14 protein-coding genes are annotated in these 17,623 nt (G+C 55.3%); 9 read left to right on the forward strand and 5 right to left on the reverse strand.

All coding sequences use genetic code 11. The annotated features are described in order from the left end of the window. Positions 1–367: 367 nt before the first annotated feature. From HRF49_10460 to HRF49_10470, 3 genes are read right to left on the reverse strand one after another with little or no spacing between them, the layout of a single operon-like run. Positions 368–2,131 (reverse strand): hypothetical protein, encoded by a 1,764-nt coding sequence (locus HRF49_10460; protein MEP0815069.1) that lies wholly within the window; start codon positions 2,129–2,131, stop codon positions 368–370. A gap of 51 nt (positions 2,132–2,182) precedes the next feature. Further along, the gene (locus tag HRF49_10465) at positions 2,183–3,235 is read right to left on the reverse strand and encodes a hypothetical protein (GenBank protein ID MEP0815070.1); all 1,053 of its coding nucleotides are present in this window, start codon (positions 3,233–3,235) and stop codon (positions 2,183–2,185) included. Between the two features lie 11 nt (positions 3,236–3,246). Continuing rightward, positions 3,247–3,579, reverse strand: coding sequence for a hypothetical protein (locus tag HRF49_10470; protein MEP0815071.1), 333 nt, complete (start codon positions 3,577–3,579; stop codon positions 3,247–3,249). 109 nt (positions 3,580–3,688) lie between these two features. On the opposite strand from HRF49_10470, the gene HRF49_10475 reads away from it, so the two are divergent. From HRF49_10475 to HRF49_10505, 7 genes are all read left to right on the forward strand, one after another. Continuing rightward, the gene (locus tag HRF49_10475) at positions 3,689–4,225 is read left to right on the forward strand and encodes a 3-isopropylmalate dehydratase (GenBank protein ID MEP0815072.1); all 537 of its coding nucleotides are present in this window, start codon (positions 3,689–3,691) and stop codon (positions 4,223–4,225) included. Positions 4,226–4,373: 148 nt separating this feature from the next. Further along, a complete protein-coding gene (locus HRF49_10480) occupies positions 4,374–4,784 on the forward strand; it encodes a hypothetical protein (protein ID MEP0815073.1) in 411 nt (136 codons plus the stop codon). Between the two features lie 825 nt (positions 4,785–5,609). After that, positions 5,610–6,701, forward strand: coding sequence for a hypothetical protein (locus HRF49_10485; GenBank protein MEP0815074.1), 1,092 nt, complete (start codon positions 5,610–5,612; stop codon positions 6,699–6,701). Between the two features lie 15 nt (positions 6,702–6,716). Next, on the forward strand, positions 6,717–7,907 hold the full coding sequence (locus HRF49_10490) for a radical SAM protein (protein MEP0815075.1): 1,191 nt from the start codon (positions 6,717–6,719) through the stop codon (positions 7,905–7,907). Between the two features lie 78 nt (positions 7,908–7,985). Beyond that, on the forward strand, positions 7,986–9,002 hold the full coding sequence (locus tag HRF49_10495; GenBank protein MEP0815076.1) for an IS30 family transposase: 1,017 nt from the start codon (positions 7,986–7,988) through the stop codon (positions 9,000–9,002). Between the two features lie 48 nt (positions 9,003–9,050). Then, the gene (locus tag HRF49_10500; GenBank protein ID MEP0815077.1) at positions 9,051–9,878 is read left to right on the forward strand and encodes an FAD-dependent thymidylate synthase; all 828 of its coding nucleotides are present in this window, start codon (positions 9,051–9,053) and stop codon (positions 9,876–9,878) included. Positions 9,879–9,892: 14 nt separating this feature from the next. Continuing rightward, positions 9,893–10,945 (forward strand): M42 family metallopeptidase, encoded by a 1,053-nt coding sequence (locus tag HRF49_10505; GenBank protein MEP0815078.1) that lies wholly within the window; start codon positions 9,893–9,895, stop codon positions 10,943–10,945. Between the two features lie 83 nt (positions 10,946–11,028). Here the strand turns inward: HRF49_10505 and HRF49_10510 are convergent, their stop codons facing one another. Continuing rightward, positions 11,029–13,998 (reverse strand): hypothetical protein, encoded by a 2,970-nt coding sequence (locus tag HRF49_10510; protein ID MEP0815079.1) that lies wholly within the window; start codon positions 13,996–13,998, stop codon positions 11,029–11,031. Between the two features lie 130 nt (positions 13,999–14,128). On the opposite strand from HRF49_10510, the gene HRF49_10515 reads away from it, so the two are divergent. Continuing rightward, positions 14,129–14,710: a thioredoxin family protein gene (locus tag HRF49_10515; GenBank protein MEP0815080.1), complete on the forward strand. Its 582-nt coding sequence runs from the start codon at positions 14,129–14,131 to the stop codon at positions 14,708–14,710. A 27-nt stretch (positions 14,711–14,737) separates the two neighbouring features. Beyond that, entirely contained in the window at positions 14,738–15,856 is a 1,119-nt protein-coding gene (hemW, locus tag HRF49_10520; GenBank protein MEP0815081.1) for a radical SAM family heme chaperone HemW, read from the forward strand. A gap of 113 nt (positions 15,857–15,969) precedes the next feature. On the opposite strand, the gene gdhA is transcribed toward hemW, so the two are convergent. Beyond that, positions 15,970–17,328, reverse strand: coding sequence for an NADP-specific glutamate dehydrogenase (gdhA, locus tag HRF49_10525; protein MEP0815082.1), 1,359 nt, complete (start codon positions 17,326–17,328; stop codon positions 15,970–15,972). Positions 17,329–17,623 lie beyond the last annotated feature (295 nt).

Genomic DNA, 17,623 nt, shown 5'->3' on the forward strand with positions numbered 1-17,623 from the left:
AAAAAAGCCTAGATCGATTCGCCGCCAAGCGCCTTTGAGATTTGTCGTTTTGGCGCTTTCCAGTCTTCGCGCTGCCCGGCAATCGCGTATTCGCGCCTTCGCGTCTCTGCACCTTCGCGTCTTCGCGTCTTCGCGCCTTCGTGCCTTCGCGGTTGCGTTTCCGGCGCGTCGCGCTTGGGCGCGCAGGTTCCGCGTAGGTTCCGCGCACATTCCGCGGGGCAAGAACGCGCCGCTTGTCGCGCTCAATTTGATCGTGTTATTCCGCGACGACGCGATCCTTCGGTCGTATATTTGGTCGCCGCGGTTTTAATGTGCGATGTCGCAGCAGAATTTCCTGCAAACGTCCTTGGGGCATCCGTGCCGCCCCCTACTCCGCCTTCGCGAAGCCGAACACGCCGACCTTGCGTTCGACGACGGCTTCCTCCGGCTCGTCGTACTGGTCGCCGGGTACGCAGGTTGGGTAGGGGAACTTTACGAAGACGGGCTGGACGAATTTCGCATGCTTCAACAGAAACGTTCCTCTGGGAATCGTCGTCAGGCGGTTGCGAACTTCTTCGGTCAGCCACGAGTATTCGACGGTCATCAGCTCCGCGGGTCCGGTTCGGCCGTAGATTATCGTGGAGGAGTTGTCCACGACCTGGCGGTCGATCTGGCTCATGAACTGCTCGACGCCGAACAGCGAGACACCGAGCGAACGGCCGCGTGCGGCGATTTCGATGAGCGACTGCTTGATGGGCGCGCGCACGTTCACGTCGCGGGGCGCGAATTTGTTCAACTCGTCAATGAAGAAGATGCAGGTGTCGAAGTCCTTCTTCTCGTTCTTGTCCACGAGAATGTTGTAAACGCGCTTCAATATCTTGTTGAACACCATCATCTGGCCGCGGTCGTTGAGCGACTGGATGTCTATTACGAAGATGCTTCCGTTGTGCAGGTCGTTCAACGGGATGTCCACGGGGTCTATGCCGCCCGTGCAGATCAGTCCTTCATACAATCCGGCCAGCGAGTCTATGTTTTTCAGCGCCTTGTAGAACACTTCCTTGATATGGCCGCGCCAGTGGGTGACTTTCGTATGGGCCACGGTGCGGCGCTCTTCGTGCAGCCAAGCCATCAGCTCGTCGTAAGTGCGCAGCGGCTGGCGCTCGATTTGCTCGATGATGTCTACCCAGCATGCTTCGACCGGCTCGTCCCATACTTCGGGATCGAACAGGTTGGGGATGTCGTCCACAATTTGGCCAAGTTCCCAGATGAAGTACTCGACCTTTCCGTCGCGGCGGAAGCTTTTCGTGTGGCCTTCGTAGCGCCGGTCGTACGGCGCGAACACGCGTACGTTTTCGAACGGCTTCAGCTCGACCTGCAGTTCCTTGTACATGCGGCGGCACTTTTGGATGTAGGGGTCGTCGTCGTTCGTGCCGTCGTACACCGGATTCGGTTTGTCAAGGTAGAGCATGTCCTTGCCCTTGACGTTGAAAAAGACGGCCGCGATGCGCCGCTTCTGGCTCTTCGTCATTTTGTCGAGGATGCTCTTGAGCAGGAATTCGACGAGCGAGGTTTTGGTTGCGAGACCGGATATGCCGGACATGTTCATGTGCGAGCCTTCGGGGCCGAGCAGGAACGTGTCGTCGAGAAAAATCGGGATGTAGCTTCCGTCGCCGTTCTCCATCACGCCTATCGGAACGCCCTCCCCCTTCTGGACGTAGTCCGCCATGCCAAGCCCCCAAGCGACGCCCATCGGCGTGGAGAAGTAAACCTGGCCGCGGGCGAGCGGCTTGACGCGGTCTTCCGTGTTTTTAATTACGAGAACCTTCGCGATCACCATTTCCGCGATGTCGGAAGGCGGCTCGATTGTGGGGTCGCCGAAATCGTGGCTGATGTAGTCCGTCAGGTAATTGTCGATATCCATGATCGCGCGCAGCTCGACGACCGTTCCGATGGTCACGTGGCCGTTGTCCGTCACGCAGGCGACGATGTTGCCCAGCTCGACCGATTCGTTGCCCTCCGCGAGCCAGAAATGAAACTCGGCCGCTGTGTTTGGGTTGACCTTGGTCGACATCGCCTTTCCGATGGGCCCGAAGTCGAAGTTGACGTACTCGGGGAACTTGCAATTCGATCTCCAATCAGTCTTTTCCTGCATATCGCTCTCCTGACGGCTTAAGCCTGATTTCCGGATAACTCCGGTCGGTTACTACGATCGGTCGAAGAACGACCGGATGGTTTCGTGAGTCGGCACTATTCCTTCAAGATACGTGCGGCATAGCTTGATGGGGAATATCAGCTTGTCCCAGTTGGTAGCGGGGAAAGTCGCGGGCTGCCGCTCCTTCAAAAGCACATAGGTGAGCCAGTCCGCCTTTTCTATCGCCGCCTGGTCCGAATCCGCGATTATTTCGGGCTTGATAAGTCCGAACTCCGGTCCGTGCCTTGCGTGTTCGCGGAGCTTAAGGAACCACATGTACTTGCGGCTCGCGCCATGGTCGTCTTCCCGCTCCAGCTTGAAGACCGCAGTGCGCTGGAAGCTTTTGAGTTCCAGGTGGCGCACGTTCGCTTCTTTCGCGCCTTTGAACGGAAGATAAACGTTCTTGCTCCATCCGATGATGCGCGGGTCGAGCGCGTCGTTCGGGTTCTCCAGATCGCTGCCGTTGTGAAGCAGGTACTCGGCCGAAGCGCCCGCGGTCTCACGCTTCCACGCCGCAAGCAGTTCCAGCTTCAGACGTTCCTTCTCGGCGAACGCCGCGTGGATGCTCTGCACGCGCATTTGAGTGTAGTCGGGCGAATCGATTCCAGAGTCCACAACCTTTACGCCTTCGCGCGGCTCGTGAACGGCCCGGTTGTCTTCAAGAAACGCGAAGGGCAGGATGACGAAATGCTCCAGCACGGGGTTGCGCCAAACCTTGAAGCTGCGCTCCCGCCGTTCCAGAATCAGGCACATTATGATGCTGTAGTGGACCGGCACTTGCAGCCCGAGGCTCGTGTAGTAATGCCCGATAAGCTGGGTGCGCTGGTGAGTGTCCAGGAAATAAACAATCTCTCCGGGCACCCCGCCCGACGGAGGCGCGTGATACAGCTTGCCGTAGTCGTGATTTTCCACCGGGGAAATCGTGTACTCCCGCTCCCGGTCTCTCAGGCGGTAGACATCCTCTTCCAGCGTGGGTATCGGCGAGGTGCTTCCTCCCACGTCGTTGAGCACGTCCATCACTACCTGAAGGGTGTTTCGTTCGAGTACGGCCTGTTCCATGCCCATAGTAAGCTCTCTTATTCTTCCTCGCCTGAAACGACGAAGTCCAGATGAATGAACTCACGGCTGATCACGTCGCGCTGGACCTCGCCGAGCTTAGCCCGATATTCGTCCTTGCCGACCTTGATCGTGTAAACGACGTCCTTGGGATTCTTTCCCGCGCTGCTGTATTCCTTGGCTGCGCGAGTGATTTGGCTCTCCGCTTCCCGCTTCGACAACTGCACCGGAATGGAGCCCTCTATGCCCGCGCCGTAAATGTTCGCGGGCAGAAAACCCGCCCGCCTGAGCCGTCCCGCCGCAGAGCTCCCTGCGGCCGCGCGCGGCTCGGCGGACAAAACTACCGTTTCCATCAGAATACCTCCTTGAAGCGCGAGGATTTTAGCACAGGAACGCTGGACGAAGTAGTCCGCACGCGCTTTTTGGCTAATTCCGAGCCGGAAGTGCTAAAATCCCCGCCCGATGAGCCATCCCCTTGTCTTTCGCGGCCGCGCCTGGGTCCTCACCGGCCCGGACGGGCGCCTTATATCAGACATCGACACGGACATGATTTTCCACAACGCTCACCTGGCGGTGACCGACCTTGCCGAGATGGCGAAGTACGCACTCGGCAACCTTTCGGGCTGGAAGGACTTTCCGCAGAAGGCGGGGCAGGGCGACATTGTGATCGCCGGCGCCAACTTCGGCTGCGGGTCGAGCCGCCAGCAGGCGGTGGATTGCTTCCGCTCGCTAGGAATCGCCGCGCTCATCGCCGAAAGCTTCGGCGCGATTTACCTTAGAAACGCGATAAACGGCGGCTTCCCCGTCGGAATCTGCCGCGGCCTCGCTTCGTTCGACCCGGCCTCGCCGCCTGTTTCGTCCGGCGACGAAGTGGAGGCGGACTTCGAAGCGGGCAGGCTGGTCAACCTGGCGACGGGAGCGGAGATACCGGGATTGGCGGTTTGGTCGGATGTGCAGCGGGATGTGCACGAAGCGGGCGGGCTGTTGAGGATGGGGTAGACTTTTTTCGCGAAATTTGCCGGAGCCCTTGACTTTGACATAAGCACCAGGTACAATCAGCATCGGTAGTTAAGCTTTGCTTGCTGGTCGGCCATTTGTCCAGCATTCTGCTGGATGGGCTTGGGGAGCTAGTAAATGGAACAGCAGATTGAGTTCGAAAGCGGGAAGGTTAACCCCCCCCCCCCTTAACATCGCGACGCTGAAAGCCCTCGACTATATTGTGACGGCAATCACAACCGGGCGCAATTTGGAGCGGATATCCGATGCCGTCGCAGAAGCCATCGCCACCAAGCTTGCCCGCCACCAGAAACTTGAACTCGACGCCCAATTCATCGCGGATGCGGTCCTGAAGCGGATTGAAGAAGAACGCCAGATTCAAAGGCTCGCAACCGAAATCATAAGGCGCGGCGCAATGGCGGAGGAAGTAAAACTACAGGCTGTCGCTTCGCCAAGCGAGGCTGCGGAACCAGAAGTCGTTGGCGCAGACCTTGGCCTCGAAGGCCATACAGATACAAGCTCATTCAAGAAGAGGAGCCGTAAAGGAGGTAAGCAAAAATGATTCCGTTTGACAAGATTGGCGATCAGTTGATCGAGTGCCTTGCCCCGTATGTGGACACGAAGGACATCAGCCCAATTGAAGATGACAACGCTGATATTAAAGATTCAATTGATAAGGTTGCTAAGGACTCTCCTTTGCCACTCGGCTTCCAAACCCAGCAATCTTGCGTTGAGGGGGGCGCGTATTGCGCGTACGACTGCGCGCAGGCACAGCAATGGGCAGTCGTAAATCCAGTTTTATGCATTCAATACCAGGCCTTTATCACAAACTGCACTGCGCAGAATCCCTGGAGTTGCGATTCAAATGCTGATTTTCGGTGCACCGGCGCAAATTGGGATTGTCAAAGCGCGGCAAACAGCTGTGGAGCCAAATTCGGAGGTTGCACCAAGGCATTTACTCAGTACGATGACACTTGCACAAACAACGACCCAATTTCCTGCGGCTCGCAAGCCACTCGATTTGCCTGCGGGTCCATAACTGGCGAGGGCTTTAGCTGTCAAGATTCGCAACATGGGCATCACTGCATGGGTCAATGGTTCAGCTGTTTTCTTCAGCATCGTTGCCATTCGGTAATTCGCGATTTTTCCTGTGAAAGTTCAGATCTATTCTTTTGCAAAGATGAGTTTACTTGCCTTTCTTCCGCGGTGCACTGCGTTCACCAATTTGTATGTGACCAAGTATCAGGTCTTTTTGACCTGCCAGCCTGCAATAACAATCCTGGGCACCAGTTTTATTGCCAGCAACTTGTAATTCATTGCGATCCAGCCGTCTTCAGTTGCTCGCTTGGACAGGAGTACATTCGGACATAGGAGGAACGAGCCAGCAATGCGTGCATTTTTCGTTTTTGCATTCTCAGTATTAATCGTTGCGCTTAGTATATTTGTAATCGCATCAGCATTAGGCGGTAAGGCCACGGAAGTCGGAATGTCAAGTTCATCTGATTTTGACAAAGACATTTCCATTTTCCGCGGGGAATTTGAGATTGCAAATCGTTGGCTAAGCGACTGCTGGGATTGGAGGGTTGTTCCACATAAATCCATATTGTCCATAGATCTTTACAATGGCGATAGCGCAGTTCTGGATTTCGATTATATGAATGTTTCTGGAATTTATATTAGACCTTACGCCGGGATAGTATTGCCAGGACTTTCACCATCTAGTGCAAGCAAAAGAGTTATGAACGATCTCAGATTTAGTACTTATGGCAAGAATTTGGCTCGCGGAATTGATCTGTCTCTTTGGGGTTTGCAGGGCAACGAAGTTAAATGCCTTACTTTTACTACCGATGTTACGTTCCTGCCCGGGGCAAGATTACCTGAATTATTGCTGAATCCATTTTACTCAGGAGTCAGGTCCGCGTCATTGCCTCCCAATGTAGGCAGCGTGGATATATGGCAACTCAGCACGATTAATGATTCAGAATCCCGGAGCTTTGCCAAAATGGCCAAAGTATCCTTGTATTGTTCTAAGGAAGGTAAGCTTATAAGGGAGATTGTGAATCTTGGTGATGGCGAGGGGAACTTCTTTGCAGGTCACGTTTTCGATTTTATATATTCTTCTAATCTAAACCGCAACGGAGACAAGTATCCGGTCAAAATAATGCTTAAAATTTGGCCATATGAACAGGGCAGAAGCGCAATATTGGATAATGGCCTTCAAAACGGTCCTGGTTCATATGGCGTGTCCTTTTGCTATGGGACTAAAGCAGCCGCAAATGCAATTGGCACCTTCTTCGTTGATGAGGTGGTTGTTAAGGATGATCCGCAAGAGAAGTACTTTGATCCGACAATTGGCGGGCACGTAGAAAAAAGCGAATGCCCAAGGCGCATAAAAATTGAGGCTTCCCCCGATGAAGAAACGCGAGCAGAAAATGACACGCCCTTAGATTTGCTGAGCATATTACAACAGATTTATTAAGGATTGGAATTCAGTATGAATTCGCACATATCAAACGGCAATAACGCTTTTGCAAGGCCATTCGCGTGCGGAGATTTCAAACCCATTCACCGGGCTATTCGCTCAGCTAAATATGATGCTATCACGATAGTCGATCTGTATTTGACTCGTCGGTGTAATTTTCGATGTGACTATTGTTTTGTTGAAGAAAAAAATCAAGTTGATGCAAGTTGGAATACAATAAACAAAGCGTTAAGATTTGTACTTAGAGAGGCCAAAAATGCTCCAAAGGTGTCATTCACACTATTTGGTGGTGAGCCTCTCCTGTGCTTTGATGTAATTGCGGAGTTAATCCCGCTGGCGAAAAGGAACTACTTACGAGAAGGTAAAGTTGCCGAATTTGCTGTTACAACAAATGCAAGTATGGCAACCCCTGAAATAATGTCTTTTTTCCGTTCTTACGGAACCAATCTCCTTTTAAGCATTGACGGAACAAGAAAATCGCACGATTCTCATCGCAAGTATCCTAATGGTAAAGGTACATTTGATTCAATTGCTGGCAAGCTGTTAATGATGAAGTACTTTCAACCATGGTTGGGGGCAAGGGTTACCCCAATGCCGGATACGGTCGAAAACCTTCGACATGAGATTCTGGAGTTATATGCAATGGGAATCAACCAGTTTATTATTGGATGTGCAACGGGGGTATCTTGGGTAAATGATGAATATGATGAATATATTATTCAAATGAAGGCGCTTATTAAGGATTATATCAAGATGAGACTTAGAAAGGCGCCGATCAAACTTGCAACACTCGAAGGATGGAGTGCAATAAAGGGTCAGGACATGACTCACGCTTGGGGTTGCAGTGCCGGAAGATCCAGAATTTCAATAGACGTTGACGGAACAATTCAGGCATGCGCCAAGGTTCAAGGATCTTGCAAAGGGCAAGGATTCTTACCATTCGGAAACGTGCAAGATGGATATTCCGAGGCCGGTTTGGAAAACAGATCGGTGTTTTATGAATTTCCAATAAGAGAACGTGAAAAATGTCTTGGTTGTGAAGCCAGATGTATATGTTTAGGCGGTTGTCCTGCAATCAATTATGTTCAAACGGGATCGGTTCATGCTTGTCCCCAAAGCGACTGCTATCTCCAGCATCTTTACTTGGGATTAAGAAAGTATTATTTAAAGGAAATGGAACAGGCAGGTTTGACATTAGATTAATCTTGCAGACAAGCAAAGCGTAGATTCACAGATGAGGTGCAACACTCTAGGTGATTGAAGCCCGGAGGTGTTGCACCAATGAAAGGATATCATCATCTGTCGTACAAGGACCGTGTACATATAGAGTTGCGCCTAAGGGACAAGTGGTCCATAAGGAAAATTGCGGGTGAACTGGGGTATTCGCCATCCACAATCTCGCGGGAGTACCGGCGGAACCAGCTGCTTGGGAACCGGTACATTCCCGAAAAGGCGCACCATATGGCAAGAAACCGGGAGAGGGGGAGGCCGAAAAAGAAGATCCGGCCTGGAACAGCGGAGTATGTGTTTCTGTTGTCCGGGATCGAAAGGGGCTGGTCATTCGAGCAGATATCGGGAAGGTTATCTTTGGAGTATCCCGGAAGGAAGCTCTCTCACGAGACGATCTATCGTTTCATTCAATTTGGAGAGGAAAAGGCGCTCGGCGCCTGGGAGTATCTGACTTGGCAACGCAGGAGACGAAAGCACCGAACCGGGCGGAGGAAAGGGAAGAGAACCACTATCCCGAACCGCATCGGCATTGAGCAGCGGCCGGCATGGGCAAACGACAGAAGCGAATTCGGACACTTTGAATGCGACCTAATCTGTTTTTCCCGGCAGCGCGGAGTGATCCTGAACCTCGTCGAGAGAAAGACGCGCTTCGGATGGGCAGAGCTTATTCCGAACAAGGAAGCACAGGGCGTGATAAACGCCCTAGTGCCGTTTTTCCGGTGGTTCAACTCAAACTGGCCCGGCGCAGCCAAGTCGGTCACTTTCGACAACGGCACCGAGTTCACAATGCATGCAGATCTGAAAAACGAACTTTCCATTGACACGTACTTCTGCCATCCCTATTCATCCTGGGAGCGCGGCACGGTGGAACGCTCAAACGGGACCTTTCGCCGCTATACGCCCCGAAAGACACTTCTTTCAACGCTGACCCAGGAGGAGCTGTTTGACATCCGCATGGAAATGAACCATCACCCTCTCAAACTACTTTCCTGGCGTTCCCCGGCTATGGCAATCAAGGAAGAACTGCTACTATGTTCATACTCACCTGCTGTTGCACTTCGTTCATGAATGTAGGAAGGCTTTGGGTAGGCTTACCCTGCGCTATAATCCCGGCTGGTGGCGCACGATCACAATCCCGAAGCAGAGGCGATCCTCGATCAGTACTTTCCCGTTCTCGGGAACGGTTTCGTCCGGCTGGTGGATTACCTGGGCGGCGACCAGCGCATCGTCGACGCGGCGCGGGTTTCCTATTCCGGCAAGGAAGTCAAGACATTCCGGCGCAACAAGGGCCTCATCCGGTATCTGATGGAGCACCGCCACACCTCGCCGTTCGAACAGGTCATTCTCACGTTCCACGTCAAGCTGCCGATATTCGTCGCCCGCCAGTGGATCCGCCACCGCACCGCCCGGCTGAACGAAATCAGCGGGCGCTACTCGGTTCTGGAGGAGGACTTCTACGTTCCATCGGCGGAGGATGTGCGCTACCAGAGCAAGACGAACCGGCAGGGCGGCGCGGAGGAAGAAGTTCCGCCGGAGCTTCGCCAAAAAGTGCTGGAAATCATCACCCGCCAGCAGACCGAGCTATACGGCGCGTACAAGGAAATGGTCGAAGCCGACATCGCCCGCGAGCTGGCGCGCATCAACCTGCCGCTCTCTATATACACGGCCTGGTACTGGCAGATAGACCTGCACAACCTGTTCCACTTCCTCAAGCTGCGGCTGGACGCGCACGCGCAATACGAAATCCGCTGCTACGCGGAGAAAATGCTGGAGATGGCGAGGGCGGTCGCGCCGCTGGCCGTTGGCGCGTTCGAGGAGTTCGAGCTCCACGGCCGCCAATTCTCGAAAACGGAGATGGATGCATTGCGCGGAATGCTCAAGGGCGAGCCGCACGGCCTCGAAGGCCAGGCGAAGATTGACTTCGAGGAAAAGCTGGGGATATAGCTCCCTGTAGTACAATTCCCGCGCCATTTCACCAAGGAGGATTCAAATTGAAGCTGCTTAAAGAGCTGTCCGAAGCGCCGGGCGTGCCCGGCCGCGAGGAGGCGATCCGCGCCATAGTCCGCCGCGAACTCAAGGGCAAGGTGGACAAAATCGAAGAAGATGCGATGGGCAACATCATCGCGTTCAAAAAAGGCTCGGCCAAAAACGCGAAGAAAATCATGTTCGCCGCGCATATGGACGAAATCGGTTTCTACGTCCGGTTCATAGACGACGATGGATTCCTGCGCGTCCAGAACGCGGGCGGGTTCGATACTCGCAACCTGTTCGCGCGGCGGGTGCATGTTCATACGGCGAAGGGCGTCCTCGACGGAATCATGAATCCAGCGGGCAAGCCGATTCACATGGCGACGCCGGAAGACCTTAAGAAGTATCTCGAAATCGGCGAGTTCTGCGTGGACGTCGGGCTGACCGGCGACGAGGCGAAAAGGAAAGTGCGCGTCGGCGATCCGATAACGCTTAACGCTCCGTTCGTGGAATTCGGCAAGTACGCTTCTGGCAAGTGCTTCGACGACCGCGCGCAGGTGTGGGTGGGAATCAAGGCGCTGCAGAAGATGAAAGCGCCGAAGAACGACGTGTACGGCGTGTTCACCGTGCAGGAGGAAGTGGGGCTGCGCGGCGCGTTCACGTCTGCGTACGGAGTGAATCCGGACGTCGGGATCGCGCTCGACACGACGCTCGCATGCGATACGCCGGGAATCACCGCCGACCAGCACATCACGAAGCTCGGCAAAGGCGTCGGGATAAAAATAATGGACGGCGCGTCGATAAGCGACCGCGGCCTCGTGGACGAGTTCATCGCCGTGGCCGAGAAAAATAAAATCGCGTACCAGCTCGAAATTCTGCCGCGCGGCGGAACCGACGCGGGCGCGATCCAGCGCGCGCGCTCCGGCGTCAAAGCGATAACGCTTTCGATTCCCACGCGGTATATCCACACCGTGACCGAGACCGTCCACAAGGATGACTTAAACGGAACGCTGGAGTTGCTGGTTAAATATCTGGAAAAGTAAGCAGCGGATTTAACTGCAAAAACAGGGCGGTCAGGAATGCAGCCGGCCGCCCTTTTGTTCTTCAGTTTTTCAAAAGCGGCGCGCTAATCGTCTCCGAACCTCGTGTGCGGGAACGGGTCGTCCGGCGGAATGCTGTGGCACAAGGAGCACGTGTCAATCGTTCCGGCGTGGCCTTGCAGCAAAATCGCCTGCTCGTTGTCCTCGGGATTGATAGTCGGTGTAATCGCATGCGGGCTGCCATGGCACGCTTCGCAGTAGACGCCTTTATGCCCTCGAGATTCGCGATAAAGCTTTCCCGGCTCTTCGTATTCGTGGCCCGCAACGCTGTGGCAGTCGCCGCACTTTGGCTCGCTTACCCACGGTGTGCGCGCCTCGTCTGCAACCGCAGTCATGCCTCCGTGGCAATCCAGGCAGTCCATTCCAGCGCCTGCATGGACATCGCGCAGGCATTGAGTTTCCTGGCCGGGGTGGCACGCGTAGCAGTCCACTTCAAGCCCCGCCATAGCCATCCTCGGCGCGTGCGCGTTATGCATGGCGTGTGAAAGGCTGGGCAGCCCCGGCAATCCTTCCAGGCCGAGCGGCGCTTGGGCATGGCACTGGCCGCAGAGCACCGGCTTGTTGTTTTCCAGGTCTGTTCCATGCAGGTTGTCGTGCTTGCGAAGAATGTCCGTGCCCGTGGAAATTCCGGGCGTGTTGTGGCAGATTTCGCAGCTTATTTCCCACGATACCGGCACAACGGCTTTTGTTGAGCCGATAACCTCCGCGCCTTCCGTGACCGTAACGGTTGCCAGGTTGTACGGCGTTATCTCGCCCGCGTCGCTCATCGGCGTTATCGGAATGCCCGTCGCAGCCCAGTCCACGCGGCCGTTCGAGCCCTGGTATGCCATCGTTCCCGAAAGACCGTTGCCGGTCAGCCCTATGTTAGGCGGCGGAGCGCTGCCCAAAAGCGCTTCGCAGTAAGTCCAAAAGTTGGTCTTGTCAGCAGACGTGGTGTTTCCCGGAATTGTGTAAGTCACCTCAATTCCTTCGTTCAGGAATTCAGGCGAACCGTGCCGCCTGTCTATCACCAGCGCGTGAAGGGTATTGTACGGCGGCAGGATCATAAACTCGCTGTAGTCGCGGTTCATGCAATGCATGCCTAGATCGTTGTACGCGTAAACGGTTACGGCTTTCGGTCCGGCGGCGCCCACGTAGCCCGTTTCGGGGCCGCTGAAGTCGCTTGCCGCCGTTGCATTGGTCGCTTTCAGCCAATACGTGTGAAGCTGCGTATCGGTAACCGCCGCATCGTCGTAAGTTGCCACATCGCCGAGTGTCGCAATCGGAGCGGCCTGGCTGTCCCTATATATTTCGTATCCTGTTGCGAGCGAAACCTTGAGCCAGTCTATTGTTATTCCGTCGGTGCGCGTTCCGTCCGATGCGGACACCCAGGCGACCGGTTCAAGCCCCGATGCCGGCCCTTTGAATCCGCTGTCGGGGATGCCGAAACCGCTTTCGGATGTTCCGTCCGTCGAAGTCACCCAGTAATTATGGATAAACTCGTCGGCTATTTCCAAGTCTTCATAGATCGCGACATCGCCGACCGCGGCGATTTTGGACGTTTGGAAATCGCGGTAGATTATGTATCCGGTCGCCCCCGCTGCTTTTGTCCAAGTAATGACGATTCTGTCGCCTGACATGCCGTCAGAAGCAACCACGTTCGTGGGGGGGAGGAGGGCGACGCCGCCACCCGCATACAAGACCGGATCGCTGGGCTCGCCGAGCGTGCGCGCCGGGACGGTGCCTTCAAACGGCGTGACGCGGTAGTAATTCCCGTTCACAGGAGCCGCGACATCGTGCGTGAACAGGAGAAATCCCCCGCCGGGGCCGGTCTGGTCAGCGTTGTTCCGATTTAGATACGCGACGACGTCGGCCCTGTTCTGCGCGGTCAAAGCTAGTCCGCTCATCGCGGGAATAGTCAGCGCAGTTTCCAAGGCGGGATAGTCGCGGTTGTCCTTGTCGCCCACGGCATGGCATCCCGTGCACGTCGAATTGAAGAAATTTTCGCCCGCCGTGATGTTGCCGCTGGTCATGAATGGAATCCCGAACCCGCTCGTGTTTCCGCTTCCGTCGAAGATATTCGGCGCGGGATCCGCGTTGTTGCGGTTCGAGTAAGCCGTGACGTCCGCAACTTCCTGGTTGGTCAGCGTGAGGCCGGACATCGCCGGCTGGGTGGCGAGCGCGTTCTGGAACTGCGCGTACGTGTAGTTATCCCGGCCCGCCGGATGGCAACCGGAGCAGGTGTTGTTGAACTTGGTTTCGCCAGCCGTCAGGTTGCCGGTCATCCCGTCCGGAATGCCGAAACCAGCCGTGTCGCCGTTGCCGTCGTACCAGTTCTTGGTCGAAGCCGGGCCGCCGCCGCCCGGAATTTGTCCCTCGCCGAAAGGAACCTCTTCAACGGCTTCAAATGGCCCGTCCGTGGACGGCGCGGTTTCGATCAAGTAGCCCTCGACGAGATTCAGGAAATTAAGCGCTATCGGCGTGATATCGGATATGCCTATTTCCCCGCTGCCATCGCCGTCCGCGACGCGGGCGGCATGCCAATCGGATGATGCGGAATCCTTCAGGAAATTGATGGCGATAGGCGTTACATCGGCCACTCCGACCTCCCCGTTCTGGTCGTAGTCACCGGTATTGCGGTAGCTCCACGAAAGAGTCATCGCTCCGCCTGTCCCTTCAACAGCCGACAAATCAACTGCTTTGCCGCCGGGACCGGAAGGCGCGGCCAGCGTGCGCTTGTCCGCTCCGTAAAACTCCAAGCTGCGGTCAAGCTCCTTAACGAGCATTTCCCACAAGGTTCCGTCCACGCTTGCGGGCTTTTCAAGCGAAGATACGCCGGATGGATCGTTGCGGGATTCCCGGCCCGCAAATTTTGATGACTGGCAAGATAAAGCCACTGCCAGAATGACCGCGGCGATTGCCGTTGCCGCGAAAACGGACTTGCTTCCAAACATGTTGCTCCCGAAGACGCCAATGGATTTGAACCTGACGGCTCGCTTGGCTGACCAGACAGTCATTGTATACCCTTGAAGATTTAGGAATTGCGATACCAGATTACCGGAATGTTGCGGGGGCCAGTTTGTGTGATGGTCGGAACAAACAACATGCAGCCTAATGGCGGGGGATTTCGGCGATATCCTTAAAACGATGGATTCCGTCTGGAAAAAATTTTGGAACGAAGGGTTTTCCCCCGATTCCTACCTGGAAATGATGTCGTCGCCCGACCGGATTGCACAGTACAGGTCGGATATTGCCGCGTACAACCCTTCCGAAGAGGCCAAAGCTTCAATATCTTCCTGGCCGTCGGGAATCAAGGTGGGAATCATTACCGAAGAATGGTGCGGCGACGCGGCCAATTTCGTCCCCGCCTTTCTGAAGCTGTTTTCACTGCGGCCCGAATTCGAAGTCAAGTTGTTCGCACGCGACGAATTTCCGGAGCTGCGCGACGCGCACCTGACCGGTGGAAAGGCCAAAATTCCCGTTGTGGTCGTGCTTGACGCGGAATGGAACGAGCTGGGCCGGTTCGTGGAGCGGCCCGCCGCGCAGAACCGGTGGCTGTCGGAAGCGCTCGCGCCAAGGAAATGGCCCGAACTTACCGAAGACGAAAAGGCGGAATGGAAAGCCAAACTGATGGCAAAAGGCCGCGAACTACGCGATGCCGCCGTCTGGAGGCTGCTTTGCGCAGTCAGTCAAAGCCTGGGGCAAAGCGAATTGGAAGCCGGGTGCTGAAAATTCAGCCGGGTTATACTTTGTCCGGTGGTTAATCTATACATTCACATTCCGTTCTGCACGCGCAAGTGTCCGTACTGCGATTTCCTGTCATGGCCGATGGAGAGCCGGAATTCATCCGCCGGTGCGCAAGAGAAATATTTCGCGGCTCTTGTGAGGGAACTTGAACTTCACCGGATGCTGGGGCGGGCCGGGAAGCTTTCAACGGCGTTCATCGGGGGCGGGACTCCGACGAAACCACGGCCGGATTTGCTGATCGGCCTGATTCGGTATCTTCGGGAAAAGTGGGGCTTTGCCGAAGGATACGAGGTGACGGCGGAGGCGAATCCGGAAACGCTCCCGGAGTTCCCGCTGGAAAAACTTGCAGACGCCGGGGTTACTCGCTTGTCCGTGGGAGTGCAGAGCACTCACTCACACCATTTGAAATGGCTGGGACGCGGTGTGGACTGGCCACAGGTCAAGCGCGGCTTGGATGCCGTCAGAAGGAAATGGCGGGGAAGGCTGTCGTTCGACATTCTTTACGGCTTGCCGGGACAGACTTGCGATGAAATCCTATGCGACATCGAAAGATTGATGGTGTATTCGCCGGAGCACTTAAGCGCATACCAGCTCACGCCGGAAAAAGGGACGCCGCTTGGTTCAAGAGCGGCGGCAGGCAAAACTGCCTTGCCATCGGACGGGGATGCGTTATTGCAACAGCGATTCATCGAGCGGCGACTTGCCGCGCGAGGCTTGATGCGTTACGAAATTTCGAATTACGCGCTTCCCGGCGCGGAATGCAGGCACAACGTCGCGGTTTGGTCGGGAGAGGATTACATCGGCGCCGGCGTTAGCGCGATGGGCTATGTCGGCGGCGTGCGGTATTTGAATGCAAAAACATTAGAGGCCTACTTCAATCGCGTGAATCGAAATATGCTTCCCGCTTCAAGAATGGAAGTGTTGAATTCATCGCGCAGCCGGCATGAGCGGATCGCGTTTGGATTGCGCATGTCGCGCGGATTAAATGTTTCCGCCGATTTTGAATTGCCGATTGCGGTGCTTGATCTGCTTGAGCGCGGCTTTCTTGTAAAGGAAAACGGAAATATAAGAATCGCGGATGGCAAGCTGCATTTCCACGACATCGCGGCGGCCTCGTTTGTGGATTAAAACGCGAAAAAGAGCGGGGCGCCTAAGCACCCCGCTCTTGGCGGCGCCATTTGAGCTATTTCGACAAGCGCCAGGGAAAGTATGCCGCTTATCGTCGCTCCGTCGAGGAAAAGCTACACGATGCCCTGCGCCAGCATCGCATCGGCGACCTTCAAGAAGCCAGCGATGTTTGCGCCGTTCACGTAATTAATATCCTTTCCGCGCTTGCCGAATCCGTACTTTTCGGCGGTAGCCACGCAGTTCTCGTGGATGTTGATCATGATCCCGTGCAGGCGGGAGTCCACTTCCTCGCGGGTCCATGAAAGCCGCAGGCTGTTCTGCGACATCTCGAGGCCGGAGGTGGCCACGCCGCCCGCGTTGGCAGCTTTTCCGGGGCCGTAAAGGATATGCGCCGCGAGAAACTGCTCCACTCCTTCGGGGACGGTCGGCATATTTGCGCCTTCGCTGACCACATAGACGCCGTTTTTAAGAAGCGTCTTCGCGTCCTCGGCGCTGATTTCGTTCTGGGTGGCGCTTGGGAATGCGCACTGCGCGCCTTCAACCTCCCAAACTCCCACGCCGTCGTGGTATTCACAGCCGTACTTGTCGGCGTATTCCTTGATGCGGCCGCGCTTGACGTTTTTAAGCTCCATTACAAATGCAAGCTTCTCCGCGTCGATGCCGTCTCTATCCACGATAAAACCATTCGAATCGGACAAAGTAATTGCTTTGCCGCCCAGGTGGTTGATTTTCTCGACGGTATACTGCGCCACGTTTCCGCTTCCGGAAACCAAGCACACCTTGTTTTTGATGCTTTCGCCGCGGGTCTTGAGCATTTCATCGGCGAAGTAAACCGCGCCGTAGCCCGTGGCCTCGGGACGGATAAGGCTTCCGCCCCATGTCAGGCCTTTGCCTGTCAGGACGCCGGTGAACTCGTTGCATAGCTTCTTGTACATCCCGAAGAGGTAGCCTATTTCACGGCCGCCAACGCCGATGTCGCCCGCAGGAACGTCCGTGTCGGGGCCGATGTGGCGGAACAGCTCGGCCATAAACGCCTGGCAGAATCGCATTACCTCATTGTCGCTCTTGCCTTTGGGGTCGAAATCGCTGCCGCCCTTTCCGCCGCCCATCGGCAGCGTGGTGAGGGCGTTCTTGAAGACCTGTTCGAAGGCGAGAAACTTGAGGATGTTGAGGCTGACCGTCGGATGGAAGCGCAGACCACCTTTGTACGGGCCGATCGCGCTGTTCATCTCGATTCGGAAACCGCGGTTGACGCGGACGTTGCCGCCGTCGTCTACCCACGGTACACGGAACATTATCACGCGCTCGGGCTCGCAGATTCTTTCGAGAATCTTGGCTTCCTTGTATTCGGGATGCACGTCGAGTACGGGAAGTATTGATTCGACGACTTCCTGAACCGCCTGCAAGAACACGTTCTCATGGGCATCGCGCGCTTTGATTTTCTCCATGAACTCCTGGACTGCGTTTGTCATTACTCACTCCTTGGAAAACACACAGATTAGGTTGGGCAACCGGCCCGGTAATTAGCCTGCATCCGCCTTTTCGCGGCCGGAGGCAGCTTTCGCGATTGGGCCGCGGGAAGTCTATCATCGCGCGGCTGCAACCGGTCCAAAATCGTCTTTTGTGGTCGATTGTTAGAATAATCACAAGTCAGGATGCAAAACGGGGGAGGTTGGAGCAAACCCAAACTTTTGAAACAGGTAGTTTTGACAAATCACCGCTTCCATTTCGTAACAGGCCGTTCACATAGGTTAAACTATACCTCCC

It is taken from the genome of bacterium, assembly GCA_039961635.1.
Taxonomy (GTDB): Bacteria; 4484-113; 4484-113; order JAGGVC01; family JAGGVC01; genus JABRWB01.